The organism is Sphingomonas sp., assembly GCF_036731925.1.
GTDB lineage: Bacteria > Pseudomonadota > Alphaproteobacteria > Sphingomonadales > Sphingomonadaceae > Sphingomonas.
The window spans coordinates 262,808-289,797 of sequence record NZ_DAINDJ010000002.1 but is presented as its reverse complement, the minus strand read 5'-3'; the positions used below and the strand labels follow the sequence as shown (position 1 = coordinate 289,797).

Genomic DNA, 26,990 nt, shown 5'->3' with positions numbered 1-26,990 from the left:
GGCGGGATTGCATTCCGGCGCATAATAGATGTCGCGAAGGCTGGTCGGCCACCTCACGTCGCGCAGGAAGGGCCGCAGGGTGCGTCCGTCGCGCTGCGACGGTCGCCGAATGGATCCGTAGGTTGGTCACGCGTTGGCAGCCTGTGTGCTGGACAGGAGAGATGCGGCCGGCTGCGCGGCTGCCTGGCGCTGGGCGATCGGGCGGAACACCAGCGCCAGCATCATCGGCCGGTCGTCCGTACGCGGCGGCGGCGGCACCATCATGAAGGCGAATTCATCGGCGCAGTGGAACAGGTTGGGTGCCACCTGCTGCATGCCTTCCAGCGAGGGCGCGGCGGCACGCTCGTCGTGGCCCGGGCGCTGCATGTCCGACAGGAACCGCTCGACTGGCATGAAGACGGCGCTTTCCACCTGCACCCAGTCGAACAGCTGGCCGAACTGCACGCCCACCGAGAAGCGGCAGTCGCCGATGGGGATCGGCGCCAGATAATAGCCGTCATGCGTCGGCGTGGCGGTGACGTTTCCGGTCGAGACGTTGGTGCCGTCCGCGACGATCACGGGCAGGGAGATCGTGCTGTCGACGAAATCGGCATATTTGAACGGCAGGCCGAACCGCTTTTGCGCGAGCAGGGCCAGCTTCACCGGCATGCCTTCGCCGTGCAGCTCCGCCGGCAGGTACATGCGTTCGGAGCCCTTCATGTAGAACAGCCCGCGCTGGCGCAGCCCGCTCCGTGCGATTGCGGGATCGAACAGCGCGACCGTGTCGTCCACGCCCTCGTTGATGTCGTGCTCGAACTCGGCGAGTACCGCCAGTTCGTGCGCCAGCGGCAGGAACATCAGCCGCCCGAGCACGGCCGTGGCGGCCTGGCGCCACAGCGGCATCTCGTCGATCGCGGTACCACGCAGCCGGGCCGCCGCCTGCTCGCGTTCGAAGCGGAGCGTCCCTTCCTGGATGCGTTCGCGGACCGCGCTCTGGCGGCCCTTGATGCTGTTGGCCTTGCGGATCGGGGTCCCGTCGGCCTCGAAATCAACCGTGGAGCCCTGCGCGGCAGTGCAGATCTGCTCCAGTACCGCAACGTTGGTCGCGATGGACTCCAGCGTGTGGCAATCGTAATTCTCCTCGCCGATCAGCCCCTTCTTGTCGCAGCCGCTGCGGAACTGCTCGCGCAGCATCAGGTAGCGACCCGCGACATGGACGCCGAACCGTTCGCGCAGCAGTGCGTCGACATGGTTCTGGACCGAACCGTTATAGCCAAGGTCGATGAGCATCAGCGTGTCGCCAGGCTGGGGATTCACTGCGGCGCGGACATGCTCGGTCAGCCGATCCGCAAAGCCGTTGCCGGCCTTGATGATCTGTTTGACGCGCTGTGGATGTCGGATCTCATTGAGGAATGCAGGCAGCCGGGTCCGGTCCTTGGGCAGGCCGTTCAGCAGCACGCGCGCTTCATTGCGCGGCAGCAGCAGCTGGTGCACGATCTTTTCCGGATCGCTTCCGATCTCGAACTGCACATAGCGCTCGATCGTTTCCGCGTCGGTCAACGATGCGGCGATTGCGGTGAAGCGGCTGATCTCCACGGCATAGCCGGGGTTTTCCGGCTGTGCGGTCTGGTGGACGCGCATCGGCAGCAGGCCGTCGCGCATCATGAACAGCCAGTGGACCGTGCCGCCGCGCTCCGCCTGCAGCGCCTCGGCCTCCTGCTGAAGCCAGCGTTCATAGGTGTGGAACACCGGGCCCATCACCGAGAAGCCCAGTGCTTCGGCGGGATCGGCGATCTGCGGTTCGCCGGCAGCGAGTGCGGCGCGGTGCGGCTGTTGTGCGGCGATCGCACCCGAAAGACGCGGATGCAGCATCGCGCTGACCGACGATTCCAGACGCAGCCGCTGCTCCGTCGCCTCAGTGAATTGCTTGAGGTGCAGCGTCTGCACACCGAACCGCGCAACGCCGCCGACGTCGGCCTTTTCGTTATCGCCGATGTGCAGGATCGTGTCCGGCGCACATTTGAGCGCCTTCAGCACGTCTTCGTACAGCCCGTCCGACTTCGCCTTGCGATACGTGGACGAGCAGAAGACGGTGTCGATCATGCCGGCGACCTCGGCCCCCGCGGCGCGCGCGATCAGATCGCGCAGCTGGGCGGGATCCAGATAGGTGTCCGAGACGATGATGACGCCAACGCCGCGGCGCTTTGCCTCGCGGATCAGCTCCACGGTGGGCTGGAAGGCGAAGCAATGCTGCGCCTCGGCATCGAGCTCGCGCGCGACGGCAGCAGCGATCTCCGCCTTCCGCGCATTCGGATACAGCTCGCGATAGATCTGCTCGATCGTCACTTCCTTGTGGCGATGCTGCACCAGCACCGCGGTGCGTGCGCGCGATTCCGCCCATCGCCGCTGCAGCACGTTCACGCCGGGCAGCGCATCGAAGATGTCGATGGGCGCGTGGCTGTCGCGCCACAGCAGCGTATCGAAGCAGTCGAGCGAAAGCAGTTTGACGTTCGCACGGCCGTCGAGCGCCGACGGCATAGCATGCGGAAGGATGAAATCGGTCACGGCACTGTCCCTGGAAAGCGCCCGCACCGAGGGGACGCAGGAATCTTATAGGAAGGCCGCCGACCAACCCGGCAAAATCTTCCTACAATGGCGGCAGGAGCAAAGGAGCGACAATGACGATCAATGCTTATCAGGCGGCCCGGAGCCGGGCCGAGACGCCGCGCGCCGCGGAACTGCGGCTGATGCGCGAGATCACCGGTGAAATGCTGACCGCGCACGAAGCCGGCCTGAAGGGCGCGTTGTTGATGCCGTCGCTGTATCGCAACCGGGAGATGTGGACCGCCTTCATCACCGATTGCGGCGCGCGCGGGAACAACCTGCCGGTGGACCTTCGTGCGAAAATCATCTCGCTGGGGCTGTGGGTCGATCGCTTCACCAGCGACGTCGTCGCCGGCCGGGAATCGATCATGGAGTTGATCCAGGTGAATCGCACGATCATGGAAGGCCTTGGCCTCCAGGACCGCAGCGCGATGCCGCAGGCAACTGCCGCCGCCGCCTGAACCTCGCCGCAGCCGGAAACCAAAAAGCCTCGGGGTCCTTCCCCGGGGCTTTTTTCGTGCCCTTTGCACAGGCGGGCCGTTCGGGGTGGGGGATAGGACGCCTTGGGGACCGCGGGAGACATTCGCGCGCGCGGTCGATGCAGGGTGGACCACTGCCTGCGCCAGACTTCCTGAGCGCGCGCTACCGACGGTGTTGTCCGGTGCTCGCTGGACCATCTTCTCCGATCGGACGGAGCCGGCGCTATGCTCGACAAAGGCGGGCCAAGCAGGCGTACATACGGGAACGGGCGCCGCGGCATGGCCGGGCGCCCGTGATGTCGATGCTGCAGTCAGCGTCAGGGGATCAGAACGACGTCCAGTCGTCTGCACCTGCCGAGACCGTCGCAACCGGCGTCGCCATCGGCTTGACCGGCGAGACATAGCCGCCACCGGAGGCCACGGCCTTGCTCTTGGCGCGCGGCGCGGCTGCCAGCCTGCTGCCGCCGGCACTTGCCGCGCGGCCGCCGCCAACGTTGCTGCCGGTGTTGAAGCGCTCGGCTTGGTCGGCGAGCGACGCCACCTCGGAAGTGAGGTTGCGGGCCGCCGCGGAGGTTTCCTCCACCATCGCCGCATTCTGCTGCGTCGACTGGTCCATCGTGCCGATCGTGTCCGAAATTTCGGAGATGGCGGACGACTGGGCCTGGTTGTCGGTTGCGATGCGGCCGAGCAGCTGGTGCACTTCGCCGACGTCGCTGGAAATGTTGGACAGCGCGCCGTCCACCTTTTCGACCATGCCCACGGCAGTGACGATGTCGGCCTGCGTCGCAGTCAGCTGGTCGCGAGCGCGGCCGGCTTCTTCCTCGGCGCGCATCGCGAGTGCGGAGACGAGATCCGCGACGACCGCGAACCCGCGTCCCGCTTCGCCCGCACGACCGGCCTCGACGGCAGCGTTCATTGCGAGAACGCGCGTCTGGAAGGCGATCTTGTCCAGGCCTTCGATGACGCTGTCGATCCCCTTGGCGCTTTCCGAAACGCGCGTCATCGCCTGGACGGCCTCGTCGGCGGTGCTGCGGCCCGACGAGACGACGCTGATCGTCTGGTCGGCGCGCTGGACCGTGCTGTTGGCGGCGGTGGCGGTAGCCTTGAGGCGCTGGTCCATCTGGGTGACCGCGGCCGCCGTCTGCTCGAGCGCAGCGGCATTGGCTTCGGTGCGGCGGGCGAGATCCTCGCTGGCCTGGGCGATTTCGCTCGATCCCGTGCGGATGCGGTGCGTCGACTCCATGACCGAGCCGATCAGCTCGCGCAGCGAGGCAAGCGCTTCATTGAGGTTCGACTTGAGCTCGCCATAGGCCGGCGGGAAGTCTGCCGTGATGTCGGCGGTAAGGTCACCCTGGGCGACGCGGACCAAGCTCTCGCGAACGGTGTTCGTCACCATCTGCTGTTCGGTGGCGGCGCGCGCGTCGATCTGGGCACGCTCGGCAGCGGAGAGGCGGAACTGCTCGACGGCGCGGGCGATCTCGCCCAGTTCGTCCCCGCGGTTCAGGCTCGGCACGGTGGCGGTGCCGCCTTCCGCGAGCGTCTTGGTGACCTGTGCCAGGCGCGCCATGGGCTGGGCAATCGTGCGATTGATCGCCAGCCAGACGACGCCGAGGGCTGCCAGCGAGAGCAGCGACAGGCCGATCGTCAGCACCAGCGCCGTCATCGAAGACGCATTGCCGCGCGCATTGGCTTCCTCGGAAGCCGTGCGCAGCGTGTCCAGCATCTTCTGCGCCTGATCCAACGCTTCGTGCGAGCGCTCCTTGCCCTCGCTCTTGATCAGCTTCAGCCCGCTATCCTTGTCGGCCACGTCTGCCTCGAAGATCCGGCGGTTGATGTCGTCCAGCTGGCCCTTGATCGTGGTCATGCGGGCGATGTCACCGGCCATCGAAGGATCGGCGACCGCGGCGAAGGCCTTGACGTCCTTGTCGAGCTCTTCCGAAGCGGTGTCGAGGCGCTTCTGCAGCTTGGTGCGTTCCTCGTCCGACAGCGCGTTGAAATGGCTGTAGACGATGATGCGCATCTCTTTGATGTCGCTGATCACGTCGGTCATGTTGGACATGCCCGCGACGCTGACCTCGACATGCTTGCGCGCGACACTGGTCAGTTCGCGGTTTGAAATCCAGCCGTTGATCGCGAGGCCGACCAGCAGCAAGCCCAGAAAACTGAAGGCCGCCAGCATCTTCTTGGTCAGGGGCCAATCATCGAGAAATGCGAACATGTACAGTTCCACCCGCAAGCCCCGATCTTCCGCCGGAGCGTTTATCCGCGCCGCGGACGCGACGTGCTGATCATTATAGGCGGGTTTCGGGCAGCCCCGACCTTCGGCAATTACGGATGGACGCTCCGCAACTTCCGGAAAAGTCCTGGTACGATGCGCGATGCGACGGTGCCGTGCGCTTCCTTCCTATAAGGCCAACCATCAATAGGGTGGCAGGAGCACGCGCGTGGACGGCATCAGGAATCATCGAAACTCGCTGCAAGGCCTTGGCCTCGCGATGCTTCTTGTTTCCAGTGCCGCAAGTGCGCAGACCAAGCCTGCCGCGCCCGCGCCGGCCGGTCCCAAACTGAGTATCGAAGGCAGCGTCCGCGCGCGGATGGAAGGCATCGACGGCCAGTTCCGGCCCAAGGTCGACGACAGCATCGCCTTTGCATCGCTGCGCACCCTGGTGGCCGCGAAGCTCGATTGGGGCGACCTGAACCTGACCGGCGAACTGCTCGATGCACGCGGCTATGGCGAAGGCCATAACAGCTCGGTCAAGGCGAGCGACGTCAACACGATCGAGCCGCTCCAGGCCTTTGTCAGCTACAAATTCCGTAACGTCCTGGGCAAGAAGGATGTTCTAGCGGCAACCGCGGGCCGCTTCACGATGACCTTCGGCGCCCAGCGGCTCGTCGCGCGTGCCGATTTCGGCAACACCTTCCCTTCCTATCTGGGCGGGCGGGTCGAATATCGCACGAAGAACAAGGACGATCTGGTTCTGTTTTGGACCCATCCGATCACGGCGCTCCCTGCGACGATGGACGGCATCTACGACAACAAGGTAGAGCTCGACCATGTCGATACCGGCACGGTGTTCTACGGCGCCGACGGCAACATTGCAGATGTCGGTCACAAGCTGAGTGTCGGCGGCTATGTCTATCGCCTCGCCGAACAGGATCGTCCGGGCTATCAAACGCGTAATCGCCGGCTGGTGACATTCGGTCTGCGCCTCCGCCGCACGCCGGCGAAGGGCAAGATCGACGTCGAGGCCGAAGCGGCGCTGCAGCGGGGCGACGCGCGCGTGACCAATGCGGTAACCGACCGCACCGACCTCAGCGTGCATGCGGGCTTCGTCCATGTCGAGGGCGGCTACACGATCGCGAAGGGCTGGACGCCGCGTGTCTCCGCCTTTTTCGACTATGCCAGCGGCGACGGTGCCAATGCCGGGTATGGCCGCTTCGATTCCCTCTATGGCGCGCGGCGCGCGGACTATGGTCCTGCCTCGCTGTTCGGCCCGGTCGGCCTGGCGAACCTGGTTTCGCCGGGTGTGCGGCTGGAGGCGAAGCCTTCCAAGCGGCTGGACCTGATGGCGGCAATTCGCGGGCTCTGGCTCGCCGATCGCACCGATACCTTCGCGTTCACCGGCGTTCGCGACAAGACCGGCGCTTCGGGGCGCCACGCCGGCACCGAAATGGAGGTGCGGGTGCGCCGCGCGCTGATCCCCGATCGGCTGCGGGTCGAAGTGGGCGCAGCCTATCTTGCCAAGGGCCGGTTCCTCACCCAGGCACCCAATGCGCCCCATAGCGGCGACGCCCGCTACGGCTATGCCGATCTCGTCTTCAAGTTCTGATTGCTCCTAAGCGGACCAAAGCGATACCTGGTGGTCATCGGCCAAGATCCGGAATATGATCGGACACAAGCGTGCAATAAGGGTCGATGCCGATGGTCCTCAATATGCTGGTGATCCTGATGGTGCGTGAGGCTGGCCTGCGCAGCATGCTCGCCGCACGACTGGCGCTCTCCGGCATTGATGTCGTGAGCATGGAACAGGTGGATGCCGGCCGTATCACGCGGCTGGGCGGCACTGCGCCGGTGCTCGTCGCCGACGGGCCGGCGACGCGGGACCATCCCGGCGGGCTCGCGGCGCTTGCAGCGGATCCGTTGTGGCATCGGCTGATCATCATGGATGGGGCAGGGGAAGTGACGGCGCCGCATCTGCACCATGTCACCGCCGAGGAACCCGCCACCGCCATTGCCGCATTGCTGCGGGATGGCGGGGCGGTCCGATAAGTCACCCCTTGGGGAAAAGTCCCGCGGCGAAGGCGATGCGCAGCGCTTCCGAAAGGCTGCGGACTTCCAGCTTCTCCATCAGGTTGGCGCGGTAGATTTCCACCGTGCGCGGGCTGATGTCGAGCTCATAGGCGATGATCTTGTTCGATCGCCCTTCGATCAGCCCCTTCAGCACGTCCGTCTCGCGCGGCGAAAGCTTGGCGATCTTGCTTTCCGCGGTTGCGGTGCGCGCCGCGGCCTCGCCATCTTCTTCGAGCTTCGAAAAGGCCTGGTCGATCACCTTCAGCAGGAATTCGGCCTCGTAGGGCTTTTCGATGAAATCGAGCGCGCCGGCCTTCATCGCCTGCACCGCCAGACCAACATTTCCCTGGCCGGTGAGAACAATGGGCACGAATGTCGCCGAGCGATCCAGCTTCAGCAGCACGTCGAGCCCGCTGGAGCCCGGCATGTGGAAATCGAGCAGCACCACGCCCGGATCGAGTTCGCTCTCCTGCTCGAGAAAGGCATCGCCCGAGCGATAGCCACGGACGATCAGGTCCGGTCGGACCGAAAGCAGGCTGTGCAGCGAAGCGCGGACAGCATCGTCATCGTCGACGATGTAGATCGTTCGGGTCATTATTCTTCACCTTCTTCGATACCGGGCAGCGTGAAGCGGAATGACGCACCGCCCCCCGGCGCATTTTCTGCACTCAACATCCCCCCATGGCCTTCGATAATGCGTTTACTGATCGAAAGTCCAATCCCCATTCCGCCTGCACCTCCTTTTGTCGTGCTGAACCGCGAAAAAAGTGTTTCCAAGACGTGTTCGGGAAGGCCCGGCCCACTATCCGTGACCGTGATGGCAATCATTTGCTCGGGCAGCTTCTCCGATGTGATCGTGATCTGTCGATCATCAGGCTCCACGAGCTTCAATGCCTGAACGGCATTGCGCAACAGGTTAACAAGGACTTGCTGAACCTGGATGCGGTCGGCCAGGATGAAGCGCGCGGCGGGATCCAGATGGAAGCTCACCCGCAGGTTGAAATGGCCGGTGCCGACCAACACCAGCTCCACCGCATCGCGAACGGTGCGCTCGACCGATTCCACCCGCATCTCCACTTCCCCGCGCGCGACGAAGGCACGCAGGCGGCGGATGATCTCGCCGGCGCGCTGCGTCTGCTCGGAGCCCATGCGAAGCAGATCGGTGACGCGCGGGCCACCTTCGCCGCGCTCGATCAGCATGCGGGCGGCGGCAAGGAAGTTGGCGGTGGCGCTCAGCGGCTGGTTCAGCTCGTGCGCCAGATCGGCGGCCATCTCGCTCATCGCGCTCTGGCGGGAGACGTGCGCGATCTCGTTGTTGAGCTCGCTCAGCCGCTGTTCGGTGGCGACCCGCTCGGTCAGGTCGCGGACGAAGACGGTGATCAGCAGATGCCCGTCACTGCGGGCGGCGCCGGCGCGCATTTCCGCCGGGAAGCGCCGGCCGTCGGCGGTCTGCGCGGTGCCCACCAGCACTTCGCCCACCAGCCCCTCGCCGGTTTCGACGAAGCGGTGCAGGACTTCCTGGTCGGTCTCGGTCTCGTCGGTCGGGATCAGCATCGTGAAGTCGCGGCCGACGACTTCGGATGCGCGATAGCCCCACAGCTCCTCCGCGGCGGCACTGAACTGCAGGATCGCGCCGTCGCCGGAGAGTACGATCATCGCGTCCGGCACGGTTTCCAGAACGGTGCGAAGCTGCGCCTCGCGCCGGCGCAGCGCCGCTTCATGTTCGTCGCGTTCGGTGATGTCGAGCGCCGCGCCAACCACCCGGATAAGGTTGCCGGCGGGATCGTAGAAGCAGCGCGACGAGCCCTCGAGCGTCCGTTCCGCACCCTTGCAGCCGGTGAGGCGATAGCGGAACGAGAACCGCTCGGCACGCTGGGCGATGGTGGCGATTACCGTGGCGCGTAGCCCCTCCAGATCGTCTGGATCGATCAGCCGCTTCCAGGATTCGAAGCTGGACAATGCGCCCAGCGGCAGCCCCAACCGCTGCTCGGTGCCCGGCGACCAGTTGATGTGATCGCCGCTCATGTCCCAGTCGAAGATGCCGAGCTCGTGCGCGGCGGTGGCCTGGGCAAGCCGTTCCTCGCTCGCGCGCAAGGCGCGCAGGGCGGAAACGCGCTCGGAGATGTCGAGGATGCTGTGGACCACGATTGCGCCGCGGGTCGGCGTCGCGGAGCGCAGCAGCCGCTCGATCACGTGCAGCTGGCTGCCGTCCTTGCGGTGCTCGATCAGTTCCTGCGCGCCGTCGGCGTCCGGCAGGGCGTAGCTGCTGTTCCAGCTGGGGCATTGGGCGCGCAGCAGCATGTACAGATTCTCACCGAGCGCCTCTGCCTCCGTCCAGCCATAGAGCTGCTGGCAGCCGAGCGACCAGTGGATGATCCTGCCGCGGGCGTCGGTCATCACCACGGTGGCGCCGTCGAGCGCAAGGCTCAGTTCGGCGCGCGCGATCTGCTCCCGGCCGACGCGGTGGACCGCCCAATAGGCGATCAGGCCGATTGCGAGCACGTTGAACAGGCCCAGCACCAGATGGCCGGTGAGCGGCTCGCCATTCGCGCCGCGCTCGAGCAATAGCTCGACCGTGGCCGGCAGGGCCGGCAGCAGGATGGCGCCGGCGACCACGGTCTTGATCGCGAGCGGGTCCGAGCGTTCGATCCTGCTGGAGTGCTGCACGTCCACCTGCCAGTGCCCCAGCAGGATCGCAGCCGTGAGCGACAGGGCCATGATCGTGCCGGGCAACGATGCCCGAAGGCCAAGGTTCACGGCGGACGGATGCTCCGCCAGCATCATGCCCGTCGCCGATGCCAGTGCCAGCGCCAGCGGGGCGATCGCGACCAGCGGAGCCACCTCGCGCAGCAGCCGCCATCTGCTGCGGGAGGCAAAGGCGGCGATCGGCAGCATCAACAGGAAGACGATGGCGTTCACGCCGGGCCGCCCGGCATGCTGTAGACCCGATGCGGCGACGCGATCGGGAAACAGCAGTCGGCCGATATCGAACCAGGGTCCCAGCAGGGGTTGGACGGTGCAGATCACCCCCAGGGCCATGGCGGCGCAATAGCAGGGTAGGGCGAGACGCGGCCGCCGGAACTGATCCAGCAGCACCCCGCTGGCCACGCAGATATAGCCCAGCGCGGACATCGGCCAGGCCGGATAGGTGCGGGGCAGAAAACGATGCAGGATCGGAACGTCGAAAGCCCAGCCCGCGAGCGTGACAAGCCCGCACACCAATGCGCCTGCGGCCAGAACATTGGCCGTCGTGACGTTCACAGATGACGCGCCACGGCCCGTCATATCCCGGTCTATACTTCCAACGTGCAAACCACCTGCCCCTGCACAGGTCGAAGCCGAGGCTACGATTTGCTCAGCATCGGTCAATTTCGCGTGAAAAGCCATAGGGAGATGCACGGAATTCCGCCGATTTCACCATCCGCTTCGTGCAGGTGCTTGCCAAAAGTCACGGGCGCGGCAATCAATTGGGTGGGGACCATCATAAGAACATCAGGGAGTCACGCTTGATCCGAAGCTTTGCCATGGCGGCCGCCTGCGTCGCCCTAACCGCCTGCGGGGGAAGCGGCGGCAAGCCCGCCAGCGCCTCCACCACGCCTGCGCAGAAGGGGCCGGGGCTGGGCAAGGGGTACAGCCACGATCCCTATCCCTCCACCTATCGCGCCTATCCGGGCGTGCCGACGCTGCTGACCAACGTCACCATTCTCGACGGCGAGGGCGGCCGGATCGACAAGGGCTCGGTGCTGTTCCGCGACGGCAAGATCGTCGCCGTGGGCCAGAACCTGACGGCCGATGCCGGCGTTACCGTGATCGACGGACAGGGCCACTATGTCACGCCGGGCGTGATCGACATCCACAGCCACCTCGGCGACTATCCCTCGCCCGGCGTCGACGCACTGTCCGACGGCAACGAGGCGACGGGTCCGGTCACCGCCGATGTCTGGGCCGAGCACAGCGTCTGGCCCCAGGATCCGGGCTTCAGCCGCGCACTTGCCAATGGCGGCGTGACGACGCTGCAGATCCTGCCGGGCTCGGCCAACCTGTTCGGCGGCCGTTCGGTGGTGCTCAAGAACGTCTATGCCCGCACGATGCAGGGCATGAAGTTCCCCGGCGCGCCCTATGGCCTGAAGATGGCGTGCGGCGAGAACCCCAAGCGCGTCTATGGCAGCCGTGGCCGCGAGCCCTCCACCCGTATGGGCAACATCGCCGTCGATCGCCAGACCTGGGCCAAGGCGGCCGAATACAAGCGCCGCTGGGACAAGTACGAGAAGGACGGCGGCGAGGCACCGGGCAGGGACATCGCGATGGACACGCTGCGCGGCGTGCTCGAAGGCGAGATCCGCGTGCAGAACCACTGCTACCGCGCCGACGAGATGGCCAATGTCATGGATATGGCCAAGGAGTTTGGCTACCATGTCTCCGCATTTCACCACGCGGTGGAAGCGTACAAGATCGCCGATCTGCTGAAGGCCAACAACACCTGCGCCGCCGTCTGGGCGGACTGGTACGGCTTCAAGATGGAATCCTACGACGCGGTGCCGGAGAACCTCGCCATCCTCGAGAAGGAAGGCGCCTGCGGGATGATCCACTCGGACGACGCCAACGGCATCCAGCGGCTCAACCAGGAAGTCGCCAAGGCGCGCGCCTCGGCGATCCGGGCGGGCTTCGACGTGTCCGAGGCGACGGCGTGGAAATGGCTTTCGATCAATCCCGCGCTTGCGCTCGGCATCGCCGACAAGACGGGCAGCCTGAAGGCCGGCAAGATGGCGGACGTGGTGCTGTGGAACGGCAACCCGTTCAGCGTCTACACGCGGCCGGAGATGGTGTGGGTCGATGGGGCGCTGCTCTACGACGCCAAGGATCCCAAGCGCCGCCCGGTTTCCGATTTCGAGCTCGGCCAGCCGGGTGAGGGGGATGTAAAGTGAAAAAGACCCTGTTTCTCGCCGCGGCGGCCTGTGTGGCGCTCGCGGCCCCTGCGATGGCGCAGGATGTAGCGATCACCAACGCCAAGCTGGTGATCGGCGACGGTTCCGCTCCGATCGAGGGCGGCACGGTGGTGGTGCGTGGCGGCAAGGTGGTCGCTGCCGGTCGCGGCGTCGCAGTGCCTGCGGGCGTGCCTGCGATGGATGCCGGCGGGCGCTATGTGACGCCGGGCATCTTCGCCGGCTTCACCCGGATGGGCATCGTCGAAGTCGATGGCGTCGGCGTGACCAACGATGCGGCGGCCGGCACTTCGCCATTCAACGCCGCGCTCGACGTGTCGCCGGCGGTCAATCCGCGCGCGACGCCGATCGCGATCAACCGCGCCGATGGCGTCACCCGCGCCGTGGTCGCGCCGGACGTCAGCAAAGGCTCGATCTTCGCCGGCCAGGGCGCCGTGATCGATACCCGCAGCGATCTCCACGCCGTCGCTCGCCCGCGCGCTTTCCAGTTCATGGAATATGGCGAGAGCGGTGGTCGCGTCGCCGGCGGCAGCCGCCCGGCGGCGATCGCGATGCTGCGCAACGCCATGCTCGAGGCGCGCGACTATGCCCGCAATCCCGCAAGCTTCGCCGATCGCGGCAAGGATGCGCTGCTCACCCGTGCCGATGCCGAGGCGCTGGCCGCGGTGGTGCAGGGCAAGGTGCCGCTGCTCGTCCATGTCGAGCGAGCGTCGGACATTCTGGTGCTGCTCCAGCTCAAGCGCGAGACGCCGGGGCTGAAGCTGGTGCTGGTCGGCGCGACCGAGGGCTGGACGGTGGCGAAGGAGATCGCCGCGGCGGGCGTGCCCGTGCTCGCCAACGCGCTGAACGACCTGCCGGCAAGCTTCGAGCAGCTGGCGGCCACCCAGTCGAACATCGGGCGGATGCAGGCCGCGGGCGTGCTCGTCGGCGTCGGCACGATCAACGACGACGAGGCGCGCCAGGCGCGGCTGGAGAAGCAGTTCGCCGGCAACCTCGTGGCGCTGACGCGGGTGCCGGGCGCCACCGGGCTCAGCTGGGACGCGGCGTTCGCGGCGATCAGCTCCAGGCCCGCCGAGGCGATGGGCATGGGCGATGCGTTCGGCTCGCTCAAGGCCGGCCGCGCCGGAGACGTGGTAGTCTGGGACGGCGATCCGCTGGAAATCGGCAGCGCGCCGGTGAAGCTGTATGTCGACGGGATCGAGCAGCCGCTCACCTCCCGCCAGACGCGGCTGCGCGATCGCTACTGGAAGCCTGCGGAAGGCGCGCTGCCCAAGGCCTATCAGCACTGATCCGAGGGGTTCCATACGGAACCTTCACGATCGCGGGAATTTGGGCGGTCAGGTGGAACGGGTCCGGCGCGGACGTGACTGCGCCGGACCATCAGGAGTGACAAACGATGATCAAGCACATCCTTCTGCCCGCGGTTGCCGCGCTCGCGCTGGCGGGCTGTCAGCAGGGCGGCGAGGCGACCGGCAACGCAGCGGCGGATAACGCGGCCGAGGCCAACGCGGTGGTCGAGAACGGCGCGACCGGCAACAATGTCGCCGCGCAGGTGATCGCGATGAACGACGCGCAGCGCAACGTCGTCTTCATCCGCGCAATCATGGACGCGGGCCTGAAGTGCGACCATGTCGAGAGCTCGCAGCGCCTCGACGATCAGGACGGCAGCCCGATGTGGCGCGCCAATTGCAGCGGCGGTGTGGCGCACATGGTCACCATCACGCCGGACGGCACGGCCAAGATCGTCAGCCGCACCGATCGGTGACGACGTAGCGGCCCTGCGCGCGGAGGATCCGGGAGCGGGAAAGAAAAAGGGGAGGTCCGGCCGGACCTCCCCTTTTCCGTTTGTTCGGCAGCGATGCCCTCAGAGGCCGACGACGCCGCCGTCATTCTTGGTGATGACCACCACGGCCGAGCGCGGGCGCACGGTCGCGGCCACGGTGCCGCCGGCCTGGCTGTCCGGCCAATGGCTGGACGGCGCCGCGGGCGAGCCGTTTTCGCCGGGATGCTGGATGCCGACGAACAGCGTGCGGCCATCCGGCGTCGAATCCACGCCGGTGATCTCGCATTCGATCGGACCGACGAGGAAGCGGCGCAGATTGGCGCCCGGCGCTGCACCGACGCGAGTCGCCTGGGTGGCCGTCGCGCCGTTCGAGCCGGTGTTGGTGATCGACCGCGCGCCGCCATCGCCGACGCTGCCCGGCTGGGCTGCGAGCATCATGCAGTTGGTCACGTCGGTATAGGCGCTGTCGTCGGTCTGCAGCCACATCATCGGCTTCACCTGGCCGCCGGCATGGGTGGCGCGGGCGAATGCCATCCCGTCGGGGCTGGAGAAGTCGTTGCTGTCGTCGAGCGACGAGAGGTTGATGTTGGTCTTGTCGAGGTCCGCGCCGGCACCGAAGGCATAGATGTCCCAGGTGAAGCTGGTCGCTTCGGTATCGGCTTCCTTCATGCGGATGACGTGGCCGTTGGGGTTGCCGTACTGGGCGGACTGGGCGGCGCCCTTGGGGTCGTTGTAGTGGCGCGGATTGGCGGCATCGGTGCCGTTCAGCGGCCGGCCGGATTCGCTATTGTTGGTCAGCGTGACGTAGATCTCGCCGGTGACGGGGTTCACGGCGGTCCATTCCGGGCGATCCATCGGCGTCGCGCCGACCACGTCGGCCGCGAGGCGGGCGTTCACCAGCACGTCGGCGTGATCGGCGAAGGCATAGGTCGCGTTGTTGCCGTCGATGCCGTTCTGCCCGAACACCAGCGGCAGCCAGCTGCCCGTCCCGTCCGCAGCGAACTTGGCGACATAGAGCGTGCCGGCGTCCAGATACTTGTCGCCCATCGCAAGCCGATCCGCGGCGTTGGCATCGGCCGCGACCCAGGCGGTCGCCGACACGAACTTGTAGATATATTCGCGGCGGGAATCGTCGCCCATGTACCAGGCCGGCTTCTTGCCGACGACGAAGGCGCCGGGCCAGCAGCCCTCATGGCCAAGCCGGCCGAGCGCGGTGCGCTTGCGCGGGGTCGAGCTGGGCGCATAGGGATCGATCTCGACGATCCAGCCGAACTGGTTCGGCTCGTTGCGGAAGTCATCGGTCGCGGTGCCGGTGCCGGCGCGCGCGTCCCAGCGGCGGAACAGCGTGTTGGCCGAATCCGACGCGACCACCGTCGACCAGCCATAGCTGCCGGTGCCGCTCGTAACGCCGTAGCGGGAGAGGGCGGTCAGTTCCTTGGCCGTGCGGTTCGCGGTGTCGCCGCTGCGGCGGAAATAGCCGGCCCAGTTTTCCTCGCAGGTGATCGCGGTGCCCCAGGGCGTGGTGCCGTTCGCGCAGTTGTTGATCGTGCCGCGACCCGCCACGCCGGTCGGCGAATAGGCCGTGCGGAGCAGCGCCGAGCCCCTGGCCGGGCCGTTGAACGCCATCACGGTCGCGGGCGTGATCCGACGGTTATAGGTCGAATCCTGCTTCACGCTCCAGGCGCGACCGGCGCCTTCGCTGGCTTCGGTGATCGACACCCCGTGGCAGTCGATTTCCTTCTGCGCCTCGGCTTCGGGGCGGACGCCGCCGGTGCTCGTCGCACCGCCCACGTGCAGATACTGCTGATTGATGTTCTCGTGGTTCTGCACGAGCAGCCCGCGCGCCGAGCTGTTCGCGTCGCGCGCGGCACCGTCGGTGCTGAGGCCATACCAATAGAGCGCGTCGCCATGATCGCCGATGCGCTGGGCGAAGTTCGTGTCGGTGCCGTCGTTCTTGTACGCCGGCACGTTCGCGGCGATCGGATCGCCGGTACGGTTGATCACGGTCACGGTGTAGCCGGTGGGCACGGTCACCACGTCGAGCTTGTTCTTGGCGACGGCGGTGAAGTCCAATGCCGCCGGAGCGACGGTGACGGTGGCATCGGCAGACGAGGTCTGACCGCGCGAATCGACGGCCGCAAAGCGGAAACGGAATTCGGTCGGTGCGGCAACGGCCGGTGCGAGGAAGCTCGCGGCGTTGGTCGCCGGGGTGGCGAGGGTGACCTGCGGACCGGCGATCTGCGTCCAGGCGACGCTGGCGATCTGCTTGTCGTCGGTGGCGGTGCCGGTCAGCGTCACCATCTTGCCAGCGGTGGTGGTCACCGCGGATCCGGCCGAGACCGTGGGGGCGGTATCGCTCCCGAAATTCTTGTCGTCGCAGGCGGCGAGCAGCGACCCGCCCACCGTCGCGGCCACGATCGCGCTGGAGCCGCGGAGCAGCGTGCGGCGCGAATAGCGCTGGTCGGCAAGTTCGTTGAGCGTGACGGCAGTGCTGCGGTTGGTATCCACGTCGCCATCGGTATAGCCGAACGGCGCCTCGATCAGGTCGGTCATTGGGGTCCCCTCTGTTGCGCGGGCATGCGGTCCCGGCTCGTCGCTGCCCATGGGCGCGGGGCGTGAAACGGTCATGCATCTTTCGTGACGGATCGGCGGCCTGCGCATGGCGGTCAGGTGACACTTGCCAAGTCGCCGCCAGGGGCTAAGCGCAGCGAGATGACGCCGGATGCCGCCGATCGCGATCCCAGCTCGCCGCCGCCGAGCCTTGCCGCGCGCGCGTTCGGCTGGGTGCGGGCAGGCGGCGCTCGTTCCCCCGCGCCCGCGGACGAGGCTGCGGGATTGGAGCGGCCCCGCGCATGGGTGATGCCGGCGCTTGCCCTGCTGATCGCCGCCGGGCCGCTCGCCACCCTTGCGGCCGCGACGTTGCTCGCGGAGCGCGCGCAGCACGATGCCGCTGCCGCGGAAGCCGCCCTGGCGCCCCGACGCAGCGCCGAGCAGGCACGGGGCGCCGCCCGCACGATGCTTGCTTCCGCCATCGTGCAGCCCGGGCCGGCGGCGTTGCTGGATACCGTGTCCGCCGCCTTGCCCGCCGACGCGGCGCTGGTGCGCGCCGAGCGACAGGGCGACGGGGCGCTGGAACTGGAGGTAGCTGCCAGCGATCCGGATGCGCTCCGCAGCGCCCTGCGACGGGTGCCCGCGCTGGCCGGGCTGCGCGACGTGCGGCAGCAGGAAAGCGAAGGGCGGACGCACGTATTGCTGCGGCAGGCCGCGCCATGAGCCGGAGACCCATGCTGTGGGGGCTGATCGCCGGGCTGCTGCTGGCAGCGCTGCTGGCACCCTGGACCGGCACGGCCTTGGGGGCGCTCGCCAAGGCGCGAAGTGCCCGAGCGGCAGCCCTCGCTGTCGCTGCCGCGCCTTCTGCGGACGTCCCCGTCCTTCGCCCCGAGCTGGCCTTTGCTCCCGGCACCGCAGCGGCTGGCGTCCGTGCCCGGATCGAGCGACTGGCCCGCGGCGGTGGCGTGCTGGTGGAGTCGGTCCGTGCCGCCGCCGCGCCGCCGCCGCTGGTGCTGGTGGAGCTCCGCCTCTCCGGCCCGGAAAAGGCCGTGGTCGCGCTGGCCGACGCGCTGGAGCGCGAGCGGCCGCTGGTGCGGTTTCGCACCTGGCGCATCGTGCCTGCCGAAGGCGGCGGGGTGCGTCTGAGCGGCACGCTGGTCGGAGCGGTGCGGTGATCCCGCGTGCGCAGATCGCGGCGTTGGCGGGGGCGGCGCTGCTGGCGGTGGCCTTGCCTGGCCTGCTGCTGCGCCCCGGCGCATCCATTCAGCCCAAGGCGCCGCGCGCGCTCCCGCCGCTCACCGCGTCGACCGAGCCGCCGCTTGCCCATGTGTTCGATCGTCCGCTGTTCGCCGCGCCCGCTGCCCAAGGCGAAGCCCTGCCGGCCGATGCGCCGCAACTGACCGGAATCGTCGGCCGGCTCGGCAGCGATGCAGTGGCGCTGGTCCGCACCGCACAGGGAAGCAGCCGCAGCCTCGCGATCGGTGACAGCGTCGATGGCTGGCGGCTCGAATCCCTGTCGATCGACGCAGCGTTGTTCAGCCGGGGGGGGCAGCAGGCGCGCGTGCCGCTGCCCGCTGCCGATCCGGACCCGGCGGCTCAGTAGATCCCGTCGATCTCCACCTTCAGCCGGGCCGGCGGCGGTGCGAGCAGCAGGCTGTTGCGCTTGGCGTTCTCCGCCTCGTCGGCGCGCAGCCGGGCATAGCGATCCTTGGCAGCGGCGCTCGCATCGGCCCCGTCGCGCAGGATCGTCGGCTTGAGGAAGATGAACAGCGTCCGCTTTTGGTGCTGCTCACGGCGGCTTTTGAACAGCTCGCCGATCAGCGGGATGTTGCCCAGCACCGGCACCTGCTGGCGCGTGTCCTGATAGTCGTCGGCGGTAAGGCCGCCCAGCACGATCGTCGATCCGTTGTCGGCGAGCACGGTGGTGTTGATCGCTCGCTTGTTGGTAATGATGTCGGACGCCTGCGACACGGTGGTACTGGCGATCGCCGAGGCTTCCTGGTTCACCTGCAGGCGGATGGTGTCGCCCGCATTGATCCGCGGCAGGACGCGCAGGGTGATGCCCACGTCCTTGCGCTCGATAGTGTTGTAGGGCGTTGCCGAGCTCGAGTTGGTCAGGATCGAGCCGGTGACGAAGGGGACGTTCTGGCCCGCGATGAATTCGCCTGCCACATTGTCCAGCACCGTGATCTGCGGCGTCGACAGCAGGTTGGCACGGCTGGAGGTGCCCAGCGCCTGGAGCAGCACGGAGAAGTCGTCGCCCACCTTGAAGTTGCCCGTAAAACCGCTGGCGCCCGTGCCGAGGATGGACCCGGCCGGCACGCCCAGCGCGCTCAGGATGGCGCCAAGCGACGCGCCGCCCGCGTTGAACGAGGTCGCCGCACCCGCCACCCGGTCCAGCACCGCGCCGCTGGTGCCGAGCTGCACCGCGAGCGCTTCGGCATCGTCGCCGGTGATTTCCGCGATGGCCGCCTCGATCAGCACCTGTGGGCGCCGCACGTCGAGGTCGCGGATCAGCGGCTCGATCGAGGCGATCGCGCTGGGAGCACCGCGGATGACGATCGCGTTCAGCTCCGGGGCCGGCTGCACCGTCAGGTCTGGGGTGGCGAAGCCCTTGGGGGTCTTCGGCGTCGTCGACTGCATCGTCGGCGTGCTGGTGCCGGTTGCGGCCTGAACGCCCGTGGCGCTGGTGGCGGTCGCCGCCCCCGCAGCCCCGGTCATGCCCGCCGCGGCACCGGTGAGGCTGCTCTGCGAGGATAGCCGTGCGAAGGGGTTGCTCGCGCTGTTCGACAGGCTGTTCGCAACCGGATTGTCCGTGCTCTCGCCCAGGCCGAGCACGCCGCGCAGCACGTCCGTCACCGTCTCGGCATCGGCATAGTTCAGCCGGAACATGCGGGTGATCGGCGTCGACCCGCCGGGCAGATCGAGCGAGGCGACGATCCGGCGCCCTTCGGCCACCGACGCGGGTGTGCCGCGCAGGATCACGGTGTTGCTGCGCTCATCGGCCGCGACGCGGGTGCCGCCGCCCTGGTCTCCCCCGAGCACGTTCTGCACCGCCTGCGCCACGGCAGGCGCGCTGCCGTTCTTGAGCGCGATCGCCGCGAAGGTCGCCCCGCCGCCGCCGTCGAGTTGGCGGATGATGGATTCGATCCGGCGGACATTGTCGGCATAGTCGGTGATGACGACGGCATTGGGTGCGGTCAGCGGCTCGACGCTGCCGAAGCTGGCGACCAGCGGGCGGGCAATGCGGGCGGCGTCCGCCGAGGGAACGTTCGACAGGCGCACCATCCGCGTCATCAGTTCCTGGCCGGCAATCCCGCGCGCGGGCAGGCCGCCGTCGCGCACGGCGTTCGCCGCGGGTACGATCCGCCAGGCGCGGCCTGAACGTACCGCCGCATAGCCGTTGGCACGCAGCACCGACTGGAACAGGTCCCACACCCCGTTCGGCGTGAGCGGACTGGAGGAGGTGACCGTTACCACGCCCTTCACTGCGGGATCGAGGATCAGCGTACGGCCGGTGATGCGGGAGATCTGGTCGGCGACGTCGGCGATCTCCACCCCGCGCATGTTGATCACCACATCGGCGGCATCCTGCGGCGAGGCGGCGGTCTGGGCGGCGACCAGCACCGGATCCAGGAGCATCGGCGCAAGCGCAAGGCAGGCGAGGGCGGGGCGAATCTTCACGCGGTTTCTCTCTTCTAGCGCAGCGGGACGGTCAGCGTGATCCGCCGCCCGTCGCGCAATATCTGGACCTGGGCCGTGCCGCTGGCCTGTGCGGCGGCGAAGGCGGCGTTGGCCGCCTGCGTGTCGGTAAGCGCGGTGCCGTTGACCGAGGTGACGACGTCGCCCGCCTGCATCCCCGGCGGGCCGTTGCTGCCGATCCGGAAACCCTCCGCGGTCTGCGTCGCGCCCAGCTTCTGCAGCACGGCAGCGCTGTTGCCCGGGATCGGGCCAGGCGGCGGGGGCGCAGGCGGTAGGCCAGGGGCGGGGGGCGCGCCCGCCGGCGGTGCGGCGGCGGCGGCCTGGCGCTGCTCGGGCGACAGGCTGGGATCGGGGAAGGCGAGAAATTCTCGGCGGCCGCCATTGTCGAACAGCACGCGGTCGCGCTGGATGGCGGCGATGGTGGCGCCGTTCACGGCCTGGCCGACACGGAAGGCCGTGGCGGGCGCGCCGCTGACCGCAATGAAGGCGGTCGAGAGCTCGGCGGGGACCGCGGCGACGATACCCTTCAGCTCCAGCGGCAGCGTGGTGGGTTGCGGCGCATCGGCGACGACCGCGGCACCGAACGGGGCCAGCGCGATCGCCGGCGCCACGTCGAGTGCGACCGCAGGGCCCGAACGTCCTGACGGCACGGTGATCGCCCCGGTGCCGGCATGGCCCGCGATCCGCCAGGTGAGCCCGGCCAGGGCGATGGCGACAGAAACCACCATCGCGCCGGTGAGCAGGTCAAGCGCGGTGCGGGTCTGGCGCGGGGTGAGGGCGAGGCGGGTCATCCGTTCCGTCCGTCCACGAAGCCGTCGAGCGATGCAAGCGGCGTCTTCTCAACGCCGGGAAACACGTTGATGCGAACACGGGTGATTTCGGGATCGTCGGTGCTGCGCCGGTCCACCGCGATCCGCCAGCGTTCGCCGAGCATCTCGACCTGCGCCTCGCCGGGGATGCCGGCTTCCAGCTCGGCGAGCCGGTTCTCCGCGACCCACATGGCGGCGGCCCGGCGTTCCACCCCGCGGGTGGAGTCGATATGCGTCTGTACGGTGCGCATCAGGCCCACCGTGGCGATGGCGAGCACCGCCAGCGCCACCAGCGCCTCGATCAGCGAGAAGCCCTCTTCGTCGGTCATCGCTGTGTCGGGGCGGGCGCCGCACTGGCGGTCATCCCGTCATAGCGCACCACCCAGCGCTGGCTGCCATTGTCCACGGTCGCCGCGATCGGCCTGCCCGATCCGTCGACGCCCAGCACCACCGGTGGGCGCACGTCGAGCGTCAGGGTGATCCCGCCGGGAAGGGTGTGGGGGGCGAGCGCGCCGTCGGTCTGCGCCGCCATCCGGCCGTTCGCGCCGATCCTCGCGAAGCCATAGCCGTGCGGTTCGGCCGTAAAGGCGACCAGGCGATCCCCCAGCATCGCATCGTCGGCCGCCGCCTGCAGTCGCGCGGCGAGGCGGCGGGCCTCGCTCTCGACGCTCGGTTTGCGGGTCGCGGCGCCGATCCCCAGCGTCACCGCGCTCGCGGCGATGCCGATGATGACCAGCACGATCAGCATTTCGATCAGCGTCATGCCGGTTTGCGCGCGCGCGACGCCAGCGTGCCCCTCCCGCCGCCGGGAGGAGCAGGGGGAGGCGCGCAGGACGGCCCCCCCGTGCGACATCAGCCCTTGCCCTGAAGGTCGGCGTCGACGCCTTCGCCGCCGGGCTTGCCGTCCTTGCCGAACGAGCGGATCGTGAAGCCGCCGCCTTCCGACTTGTACTCGTACGGCTTGCCCCAGGCGTCGAGCGGCGGGGCGGAGAGGTAGCCGCCCTGCGCCCAATTGTTCGGAACCGGCGGCACGGTGGGCTTCTCCACCAGCGCCTTCAGGCCCTGGTCGGTCGTGGGGTAATCGCCATTGTCGAGGCGGTACATCTTCAGCGCGCCTTCGATGCTGGAGATGTTGCCCTTGGTGGTGGTCACCCGTGCCTCGTCCGGCCGGTTGATCACGTTGGCGGTGATGAGGCCCGCGACCACGGCGATGATCACGAGAACGATCAGCATCTCGATCAGCGTCAGCCCGGCTTCGTGCTCGCCTACTGGCAAGAGCTTGCGCGGGGCGCGCTGCGATGCGATGTCACAAAATGGTTTCAAACTTATGCGCATCCCTGCCTCATGCGTCCCACCCATGAAGCTTCTGTGACACGCGGCGCCCGAACGCCGGATCTGCCGCCGCCGCACGCCGGGGGTGTGTGGACGCTGGCGGGCGACCGGCTGATCATAGTCTCCGCCGAGGGACCCGCAACCATCCTTGTGCCCACCGAGCGGGTGCGGCTGCTGGCCGTCGACCTGCCGTTGCCGAATCGCGCCCGGCGGCTCGCTGCGCTGCCCTTCGCGATCGAGGACCAGGTGGCGGAGCCCGTCGAGTCGCTTCACCTTGCCCTGGGCGCGCGCGTCGATCCGGCCGGATCGCCGAATCGTTACCTGGTGGGCGTGGTACGCGCCGCCATCATGGCCGAATGGGTCGCGCTGGCCGAGGCGCACGGGCTGGCCGGCGCCGCGATGGTGCCGGACGTGCTGCTGCTGCCGCGACCGGCAGAGGGATGGACAGTCGAGCTCCGCGCGGGCCGCGCGCTGGTGCTCGCCGCAGATGGAACCGGTTTTGCCGTGCCTGCCGCGCTGCTGGCTTCGGCTTGGGAAGCGGCCGGCCGGCCGCGCATCCACGCGCTGGGCGAACCGCTCGACAGCGCGGTGCAGGTGGATGCCTCGGCGGAGGATCTTCGCGACGTCCACGCCAGGATCGACATCGCGACAGCGGCGCTCGATCTTCGCCAGGGCGTGTTCGCCGCGCGCCGGGAACGACTGTCCAACGGCTGGCGGCGGCTGGGCTGGATCCTCGGAATCGGTGCGGCGGCGCACATCCTGATCGCGGGTGGAGATGCGCTAATGCTAAGCGTTATCGCTGAGCGCCGGGCGGCGGAGACGCGCGCGCTGGTGTCCGTGGCAGCACCCGGGACCGATCTGACAGGCGACCTCAAGGCCAGGGTCACCGATCTGCTGCCGACCGGCGCGACGCGGGCGCCCGATCGTTTCGTGCCGCTGCTGGCGCGGGTATCGTCAGCGCTCAATCCGCTGGCCGGCAGCATCGCGGTGCGCGCAGTGCGCTACGAGGGGAGCGTGCTGACGCTGGACTGCGAACCCGGCGCCCCCGATCTCGCCGCGCGGATCGCCGAGGCGCTGCGGGCCGGGCGCATCCAGGGGGAGGCGGCGGCCTCGCCAGACGGCTCCATTCGCATTACGGCACGTGCGGCATGAGTGATTTCCTTCGCACGCAGCTGCCGACGCTCGACGCCGGCCTTTCGCGCATCGGCAGCTGGTGGCAGGCGCGCAGCCCGCGCGAGCGGACGATGCTGGCGGGGCTGGCGGCGCTGCTGGCGGCGGTGGTGCTCGTCTACGGCGCCGTGAAGCCGATCCAGGGCGCGCGCGCCGCGGCGCTGGCGGATATACGCACCTATGAGACGCTCACCGCGCGGATCCGCGCGGCGGGGTCGCTCAGCGCGGTGAAGCCCCAGCGGCGCACCGGGGCACCGGAGGCGATCGCCACCCAGTCGGCCGGCGCGTTTGGCATTGCCCTGACGACGGCACCCATTTCCGGCGGCGTGCGGGTGAGCGTGGCCGATGCCAGCTACGATTCGCTGGTCCGCTGGCTGGCCGACGTGACAACGACCAGCGACTTGCGGGTCCAGCGCGTCACCTTGCAGCGACTTGGCGTGCCCGGCCATGTGTCGGCCACGGTGGAACTCGGCCAATGATCCTCGATGCGCCCACCTTGCCCTACAGCTTCGCGCGGCGGCACGGCGTGCTGCTGCGCGAGACCCCGGAGGGAATGGAATGCGTCCACCGGGCCGATGCGCCGCTGGAGGGGCTGCTTGAAGTCCAGCGGCTGGCGCCCGGTGCGCGCTTCGTGCGGCTGGAGGGCGCGGCATTCGATACCGCGCTGGGCCAGGCCTATGGCGGGGCAGGGGGCGCGGCTGCGGATATCGATCTGGGCGACATGGACCTGGCAGCGCTCGCCGACAGCGCCGCCAGCGTCGACGACCTGCTCGACACCCGGGACGACGCGCCGGTGATCCGCCTGATCAACGCGCTGCTGATGGAAGCGGTGAAGGAAGGCGCATCGGACGTGCATGTCGAGACGCAGGAGAAGCGCCTCGTCGTCCGCTTCCGCGTTGACGGCGTGCTGCGCGACATGATCGAGCCGCCGCGCGCGCTGGCGCCGCTCTTGGTCAGCCGCATCAAGGTGATGGCCAAGCTCGACATTGCCGAGCGGCGCGTGCCGCAGGACGGCCGCGTGACGCTGCGCATCGGCGGCCATGACGTCGACGCGCGCGTCTCGACCATCCCCACCCAGCATGGCGAGCGCGTGGTGCTGCGTCTGCTGGAAAAGGGCTCGCTGAAGCTCGATCTCTCCGGCCTCGGCATGAGCGAGCGCGACCAGGCGGTGTTCGGGCGGCTGCTCGAGCGGCCGCACGGCATCCTGCTCGTGACCGGGCCGACCGGTTCGGGCAAGACGACGACGCTCTACACCGCGCTGACCCGGCTCAACGACCGCAAGCGCAATGTGATGACGGTCGAGGACCCGATCGAGTACGAGCTTCCCGGTGTCGCGCAGACCCAGGTCAACCCGCGCACCGACATGACCTTCGCGCGCGGGCTGCGTGCGATCCTGCGCCAGGACCCGGACGTGATCATGGTCGGCGAGATCCGCGATCAGGAGACCGCGCAGGTGGCCGTGCGCTCGGCGATGACCGGCCACTTCGTGCTCTCGACGCTGCACACCAACAGCGCGGTCGGATCGGTGACGCGGCTGATCGACATGGGGGTGGAGCGCTATCTGCTGGCACCGATGGTCGTCGGGCTGTGCGCGCAACGGCTGGTGCGGCGGCTTTGCCCGAACTGTCGTAGGGAGGATGTGGCGAGCGCAGCGGATTCGGTGTTGCTCGGCGGCGCGCTGCCGGTGGGGGCGCCGGTATGGCGCGCGGTCGGCTGCGACCAGTGCCACGACGAAGGCTATCGCGGGCGCGCCGGGCTGTACGAGGTCGTCGCGGTCGACGACGCCTTCCAGAAGCTGATCCATGACGGCGCCAGCGAGGCGGAGATCGAGCGCCATGCGCGGGCGGAGAATCCGAGCCTGCTCGACGATGGCGTCGCCAAACTCCAGGCCGGGCTGACCACGGTGGAAGAAGTCGCCCGCGTCGTGAGAGACGAGGCGTGAGGCCACGCTGCAATCCTACCCTGGAAGGGGAGGTAGCGCGCGCCAGCGCGACGGAGGGGTGTCACCGCTGGGGGCTTGATACCTCCATTGCAGCCGCGACACCCCTCCACCACGCCTTCGGCGCGGTCCCCTTCCCCTTGCAGGGGAGGATCTGAATGCCCGCCTTTGCCTATCGCGCGGCGGACCGCACCGGTGCCGCCAAGCGCGGCGTGATCGAAGCCTCCAGCCCCGCCGCCGCCCGCGCGCTGCTGCGCGAGCAGGCGCTGCTGCCGCTTTCCGTAAAACCCGCTGCCGAACGCGGCCGCTCGATCGGATCGATCACCCTGCCACGCTTCGGGCGGAGCGGGGTGAGTGCCCGCGCACTCGCCACTGTCACCCGGCAGATTTCGACGCTGGTCGGCTCGGACATCGCCATCGAGGAGGCGCTGCGCCTCGTCGCCACCCAATCCGAGCAGCCGGCGGTGAGTTCGCTGCTGCTCGACGTGCGTGGCGCGATCCTCGACGGGCGCAGCTTCGCGGCCGCGCTGGCCCAGCACCCCAAGGCGTTTCCCGAATTCTATCGTGCTTCCGTGGCGGCAGGGGAGGCATCGGGACGGCTGCCGGACGTGCTCAACCATCTCGCGGAATTCGTCGAGAACCGACAGGCGAACGGCCAGAAGCTGCAACTGGCGCTGCTCTACCCGGCCCTGCTGGCGTGCGTGTCGTTCGGCATGATGGTGCTGCTGATGGTCTATGTCGTGCCGGACATCGTGAAGGTGTTCGTCTCGCGCGGCGCCGACCTGCCGCTGCTGACCCGCGCGCTGATCGCGATCAGCGCCTTCCTGCAGGGTTTCGGGCTGTACCTGCTGATCGCGATCGGCCTCGGCATCGTCGCCTTCGGACGGTGGCTGCGGGTGCCGGCCAACCGGCTGCGCGTTCACCGCGCCTTTGCCGAGCGGCGGCCGTTCCGCCGCTTCAGCCGCCAGATGAATGCCGCGCGCTTCGCCGGCAGCCTCGCGACGCTTGTCGGCAGCGCCGTTCCCCTGGTCGAGGCGCTCCACGCCGCTGCTGCGGTGACGCCCAATCACTTCGTCCGCGAAAAGGCGCTGGGCGTGGCGATGCGCGTGCGCGAGGGCATCAGTCTGCGCGCGGCGATGCAGGAGGCGGACATCTTCCCTTCGATGCTGGTCGCGATCGTCGCCTCGGGCGAAAGCTCGGGCAAGCTCGCCCCCGCGCTCGGCCGCGCTTCCGGCGAACTGGAGCGCGAACTGGATGCGCTCGTCTCGACACTGGTCGCGCTGGTGGAACCGCTGGTGCTGCTGGTGATGGGCGGCCTGGTGCTGCTGATGGTGCTGGCGATCCTGCTACCGATCATCAATCTCAACAACCTGGTGGGGGTTTAGCAAAAGCCCTCTCCCGCCTCCGGG

Annotated in this window: 23 protein-coding genes; 13 read left to right on the top strand and 10 right to left on the bottom strand. The window is 68.4% G+C overall.

Going from position 1 to position 26,990, the window contains the following annotated elements; translation table 11 throughout:
* Positions 1 to 126 precede the first annotated feature (126 nt).
* Positions 127 to 2,544 carry an HAD family hydrolase gene (locus V7E00_RS10845; protein ID WP_333572670.1) on the bottom strand — a complete coding sequence of 806 codons (2,418 nt, stop codon included), beginning with the start codon at positions 2,542 to 2,544 and terminating at the stop codon, positions 127 to 129.
* 113 nt (positions 2,545 to 2,657) lie between these two features.
* On the opposite strand from V7E00_RS10845, the gene V7E00_RS10840 reads away from it, so the two are divergent.
* Positions 2,658 to 3,044: a flagellar biosynthesis regulator FlaF gene (locus tag V7E00_RS10840; protein ID WP_333572669.1), complete on the top strand. Its 387-nt coding sequence runs from the start codon at positions 2,658 to 2,660 to the stop codon at positions 3,042 to 3,044.
* A gap of 343 nt (positions 3,045 to 3,387) precedes the next feature.
* Here the strand turns inward: V7E00_RS10840 and V7E00_RS10835 are convergent, their stop codons facing one another.
* On the bottom strand, positions 3,388 to 5,280 hold the full coding sequence (locus tag V7E00_RS10835; protein WP_333572668.1) for a methyl-accepting chemotaxis protein: 1,893 nt from the start codon (positions 5,278 to 5,280) through the stop codon (positions 3,388 to 3,390).
* Positions 5,281 to 5,557: 277 nt separating this feature from the next.
* Here V7E00_RS10835 and V7E00_RS10830 point away from each other — a divergent pair, with 277 nt between their 5' ends.
* Together V7E00_RS10830 and V7E00_RS10825 are read left to right on the top strand one after the other, a co-directional pair.
* Positions 5,558 to 6,892, top strand: a complete 1,335-nt coding sequence (locus V7E00_RS10830) for an alginate export family protein (protein ID WP_333572667.1) — start codon at positions 5,558 to 5,560, stop codon at positions 6,890 to 6,892.
* A 92-nt stretch (positions 6,893 to 6,984) separates the two neighbouring features.
* On the top strand, positions 6,985 to 7,332 hold the full coding sequence (locus tag V7E00_RS10825) for a hypothetical protein (RefSeq protein ID WP_333572666.1): 348 nt from the start codon (positions 6,985 to 6,987) through the stop codon (positions 7,330 to 7,332).
* 1 nt (position 7,333) lies between these two features.
* Here V7E00_RS10825 and V7E00_RS10820 read toward each other — a convergent pair whose 3' ends face one another.
* Together V7E00_RS10820 and V7E00_RS10815 are read right to left on the bottom strand one after the other, a co-directional pair.
* Positions 7,334 to 7,948, bottom strand: a complete 615-nt coding sequence (locus V7E00_RS10820) for a response regulator transcription factor (protein ID WP_333572665.1) — start codon at positions 7,946 to 7,948, stop codon at positions 7,334 to 7,336.
* Positions 7,948 to 10,638 (bottom strand): PAS domain S-box protein, encoded by a 2,691-nt coding sequence (locus V7E00_RS10815; RefSeq protein ID WP_333572664.1) that lies wholly within the window; start codon positions 10,636 to 10,638, stop codon positions 7,948 to 7,950. Before V7E00_RS10815 ends, V7E00_RS10820 begins: the two co-directional genes overlap by 1 nt.
* A 239-nt stretch (positions 10,639 to 10,877) precedes the next feature.
* Between V7E00_RS10815 and V7E00_RS10810 the strand changes: the two genes are divergently transcribed.
* The 3 genes from V7E00_RS10810 to V7E00_RS10800 all read left to right on the top strand — a co-directional run bounded on the left by V7E00_RS10810 (position 10,878) and on the right by V7E00_RS10800 (position 14,061).
* A complete protein-coding gene (locus V7E00_RS10810; protein ID WP_333573849.1) occupies positions 10,878 to 12,278 on the top strand; it encodes an amidohydrolase in 1,401 nt (466 codons plus the stop codon).
* Entirely contained in the window at positions 12,275 to 13,585 is a 1,311-nt protein-coding gene (locus V7E00_RS10805) for an amidohydrolase family protein (RefSeq protein ID WP_333572663.1), read from the top strand. Before V7E00_RS10810 ends, V7E00_RS10805 begins: the two co-directional genes overlap by 4 nt.
* A gap of 107 nt (positions 13,586 to 13,692) precedes the next feature.
* Positions 13,693 to 14,061: a hypothetical protein gene (locus V7E00_RS10800; protein ID WP_333572662.1), complete on the top strand. Its 369-nt coding sequence runs from the start codon at positions 13,693 to 13,695 to the stop codon at positions 14,059 to 14,061.
* Between the two features lie 99 nt (positions 14,062 to 14,160).
* Here the strand turns inward: V7E00_RS10800 and V7E00_RS10795 are convergent, their stop codons facing one another.
* Positions 14,161 to 16,632, bottom strand: a complete 2,472-nt coding sequence (locus V7E00_RS10795) for a PhoX family protein (protein ID WP_333572661.1) — start codon at positions 16,630 to 16,632, stop codon at positions 14,161 to 14,163.
* Positions 16,633 to 16,716: 84 nt separating this feature from the next.
* Here V7E00_RS10795 and V7E00_RS10790 point away from each other — a divergent pair, with 84 nt between their 5' ends.
* The 3 genes from V7E00_RS10790 to V7E00_RS10780 are packed head-to-tail and all read left to right on the top strand — an operon-like array spanning position 16,717 to position 18,232.
* The gene (locus V7E00_RS10790) at positions 16,717 to 17,352 is read left to right on the top strand and encodes a hypothetical protein (RefSeq protein ID WP_333572660.1); all 636 of its coding nucleotides are present in this window, start codon (positions 16,717 to 16,719) and stop codon (positions 17,350 to 17,352) included.
* On the top strand, positions 17,349 to 17,804 hold the full coding sequence (locus tag V7E00_RS10785; protein WP_333572659.1) for a hypothetical protein: 456 nt from the start codon (positions 17,349 to 17,351) through the stop codon (positions 17,802 to 17,804). Before V7E00_RS10790 ends, V7E00_RS10785 begins: the two co-directional genes overlap by 4 nt.
* Positions 17,801 to 18,232 carry a hypothetical protein gene (locus V7E00_RS10780; protein ID WP_333572658.1) on the top strand — a complete coding sequence of 144 codons (432 nt, stop codon included), beginning with the start codon at positions 17,801 to 17,803 and terminating at the stop codon, positions 18,230 to 18,232. The genes V7E00_RS10785 and V7E00_RS10780 overlap by 4 nt, the downstream gene beginning before the upstream one ends.
* Here the strand turns inward: V7E00_RS10780 and gspD are convergent.
* The 5 genes from gspD to gspG form a co-directional block, all read right to left on the bottom strand.
* Complete coding sequence (gspD, locus tag V7E00_RS10775) at positions 18,226 to 20,313, bottom strand: type II secretion system secretin GspD (RefSeq protein ID WP_333572657.1); 2,088 nt, start codon at positions 20,311 to 20,313, stop codon at positions 18,226 to 18,228. The genes V7E00_RS10780 and gspD overlap by 7 nt on opposite strands.
* Positions 20,314 to 20,327: 14 nt before the next feature.
* A complete protein-coding gene (locus tag V7E00_RS10770) occupies positions 20,328 to 21,122 on the bottom strand; it encodes a type II secretion system protein N (RefSeq protein ID WP_333572656.1) in 795 nt (264 codons plus the stop codon).
* A complete protein-coding gene (gene gspI, locus V7E00_RS10765) occupies positions 21,119 to 21,469 on the bottom strand; it encodes a type II secretion system minor pseudopilin GspI (RefSeq protein ID WP_333572655.1) in 351 nt (116 codons plus the stop codon). Before gspI ends, V7E00_RS10770 begins: the two co-directional genes overlap by 4 nt.
* On the bottom strand, positions 21,466 to 21,903 hold the full coding sequence (locus V7E00_RS10760; protein WP_443019186.1) for a prepilin-type N-terminal cleavage/methylation domain-containing protein: 438 nt from the start codon (positions 21,901 to 21,903) through the stop codon (positions 21,466 to 21,468). Before V7E00_RS10760 ends, gspI begins: the two co-directional genes overlap by 4 nt.
* Positions 21,904 to 21,992: 89 nt before the next feature.
* The gene (gene gspG, locus V7E00_RS10755; protein WP_333572654.1) at positions 21,993 to 22,475 is read right to left on the bottom strand and encodes a type II secretion system major pseudopilin GspG; all 483 of its coding nucleotides are present in this window, start codon (positions 22,473 to 22,475) and stop codon (positions 21,993 to 21,995) included.
* A 9-nt stretch (positions 22,476 to 22,484) separates the two neighbouring features.
* Here gspG and gspL point away from each other — a divergent pair, with 9 nt between their 5' ends.
* The 4 genes from gspL (at position 22,485) to V7E00_RS10735 (ending at position 26,966) form a co-directional block, all read left to right on the top strand.
* On the top strand, positions 22,485 to 23,624 hold the full coding sequence (gspL, locus tag V7E00_RS10750; protein ID WP_333572653.1) for a type II secretion system protein GspL: 1,140 nt from the start codon (positions 22,485 to 22,487) through the stop codon (positions 23,622 to 23,624).
* Complete coding sequence (gene gspM, locus V7E00_RS10745) at positions 23,621 to 24,121, top strand: type II secretion system protein GspM (protein WP_333572652.1); 501 nt, start codon at positions 23,621 to 23,623, stop codon at positions 24,119 to 24,121. Before gspL ends, gspM begins: the two co-directional genes overlap by 4 nt.
* Positions 24,118 to 25,584: a type II secretion system ATPase GspE gene (gspE, locus tag V7E00_RS10740; RefSeq protein WP_333572651.1), complete on the top strand. Its 1,467-nt coding sequence runs from the start codon at positions 24,118 to 24,120 to the stop codon at positions 25,582 to 25,584. Before gspM ends, gspE begins: the two co-directional genes overlap by 4 nt.
* A gap of 155 nt (positions 25,585 to 25,739) precedes the next feature.
* A complete protein-coding gene (locus V7E00_RS10735; protein WP_333572650.1) occupies positions 25,740 to 26,966 on the top strand; it encodes a type II secretion system F family protein in 1,227 nt (408 codons plus the stop codon).
* Positions 26,967 to 26,990 lie beyond the last annotated feature (24 nt).

Coding starts and splice junctions, on each gene's coding strand:
- V7E00_RS10840 (WP_333572669.1), top strand. CDS start 2,658: ATGACGATCAATGCTTATCAGGCGGCCCGGAGCCGGGCCGAGACGCCG.
- V7E00_RS10835 (WP_333572668.1), bottom strand. CDS start 5,280: ATGTTCGCATTTCTCGATGATTGGCCCCTGACCAAGAAGATGCTGGCG.
- V7E00_RS10830 (WP_333572667.1), top strand. CDS start 5,558: ATGCTTCTTGTTTCCAGTGCCGCAAGTGCGCAGACCAAGCCTGCCGCG.
- V7E00_RS10825 (WP_333572666.1), top strand. CDS start 6,985: ATGGTCCTCAATATGCTGGTGATCCTGATGGTGCGTGAGGCTGGCCTG.
- V7E00_RS10820 (WP_333572665.1), bottom strand. CDS start 7,948: ATGACCCGAACGATCTACATCGTCGACGATGACGATGCTGTCCGCGCT.
- V7E00_RS10815 (WP_333572664.1), bottom strand. CDS start 10,638: ATGACGGGCCGTGGCGCGTCATCTGTGAACGTCACGACGGCCAATGTT.
- V7E00_RS10810 (WP_333573849.1), top strand. CDS start 10,878: ATGGCGGCCGCCTGCGTCGCCCTAACCGCCTGCGGGGGAAGCGGCGGC.
- V7E00_RS10800 (WP_333572662.1), top strand. CDS start 13,693: ATGATCAAGCACATCCTTCTGCCCGCGGTTGCCGCGCTCGCGCTGGCG.
- V7E00_RS10795 (WP_333572661.1), bottom strand. CDS start 16,632: ATGACCGACCTGATCGAGGCGCCGTTCGGCTATACCGATGGCGACGTG.
- V7E00_RS10785 (WP_333572659.1), top strand. CDS start 17,349: ATGAGCCGGAGACCCATGCTGTGGGGGCTGATCGCCGGGCTGCTGCTG.
- V7E00_RS10770 (WP_333572656.1), bottom strand. CDS start 21,122: ATGACCCGCCTCGCCCTCACCCCGCGCCAGACCCGCACCGCGCTTGAC.
- gspI (WP_333572655.1), bottom strand. CDS start 21,469: ATGACCGACGAAGAGGGCTTCTCGCTGATCGAGGCGCTGGTGGCGCTG.
- V7E00_RS10760 (WP_443019186.1), bottom strand. CDS start 21,903: ATGACGCTGATCGAAATGCTGATCGTGCTGGTCATCATCGGCATCGCC.
- gspG (WP_333572654.1), bottom strand. CDS start 22,475: ATGCGCATAAGTTTGAAACCATTTTGTGACATCGCATCGCAGCGCGCC.
- gspL (WP_333572653.1), top strand. CDS start 22,485: ATGCGTCCCACCCATGAAGCTTCTGTGACACGCGGCGCCCGAACGCCG.
- gspM (WP_333572652.1), top strand. CDS start 23,621: ATGAGTGATTTCCTTCGCACGCAGCTGCCGACGCTCGACGCCGGCCTT.
- gspE (WP_333572651.1), top strand. CDS start 24,118: ATGATCCTCGATGCGCCCACCTTGCCCTACAGCTTCGCGCGGCGGCAC.
- V7E00_RS10735 (WP_333572650.1), top strand. CDS start 25,740: ATGCCCGCCTTTGCCTATCGCGCGGCGGACCGCACCGGTGCCGCCAAG.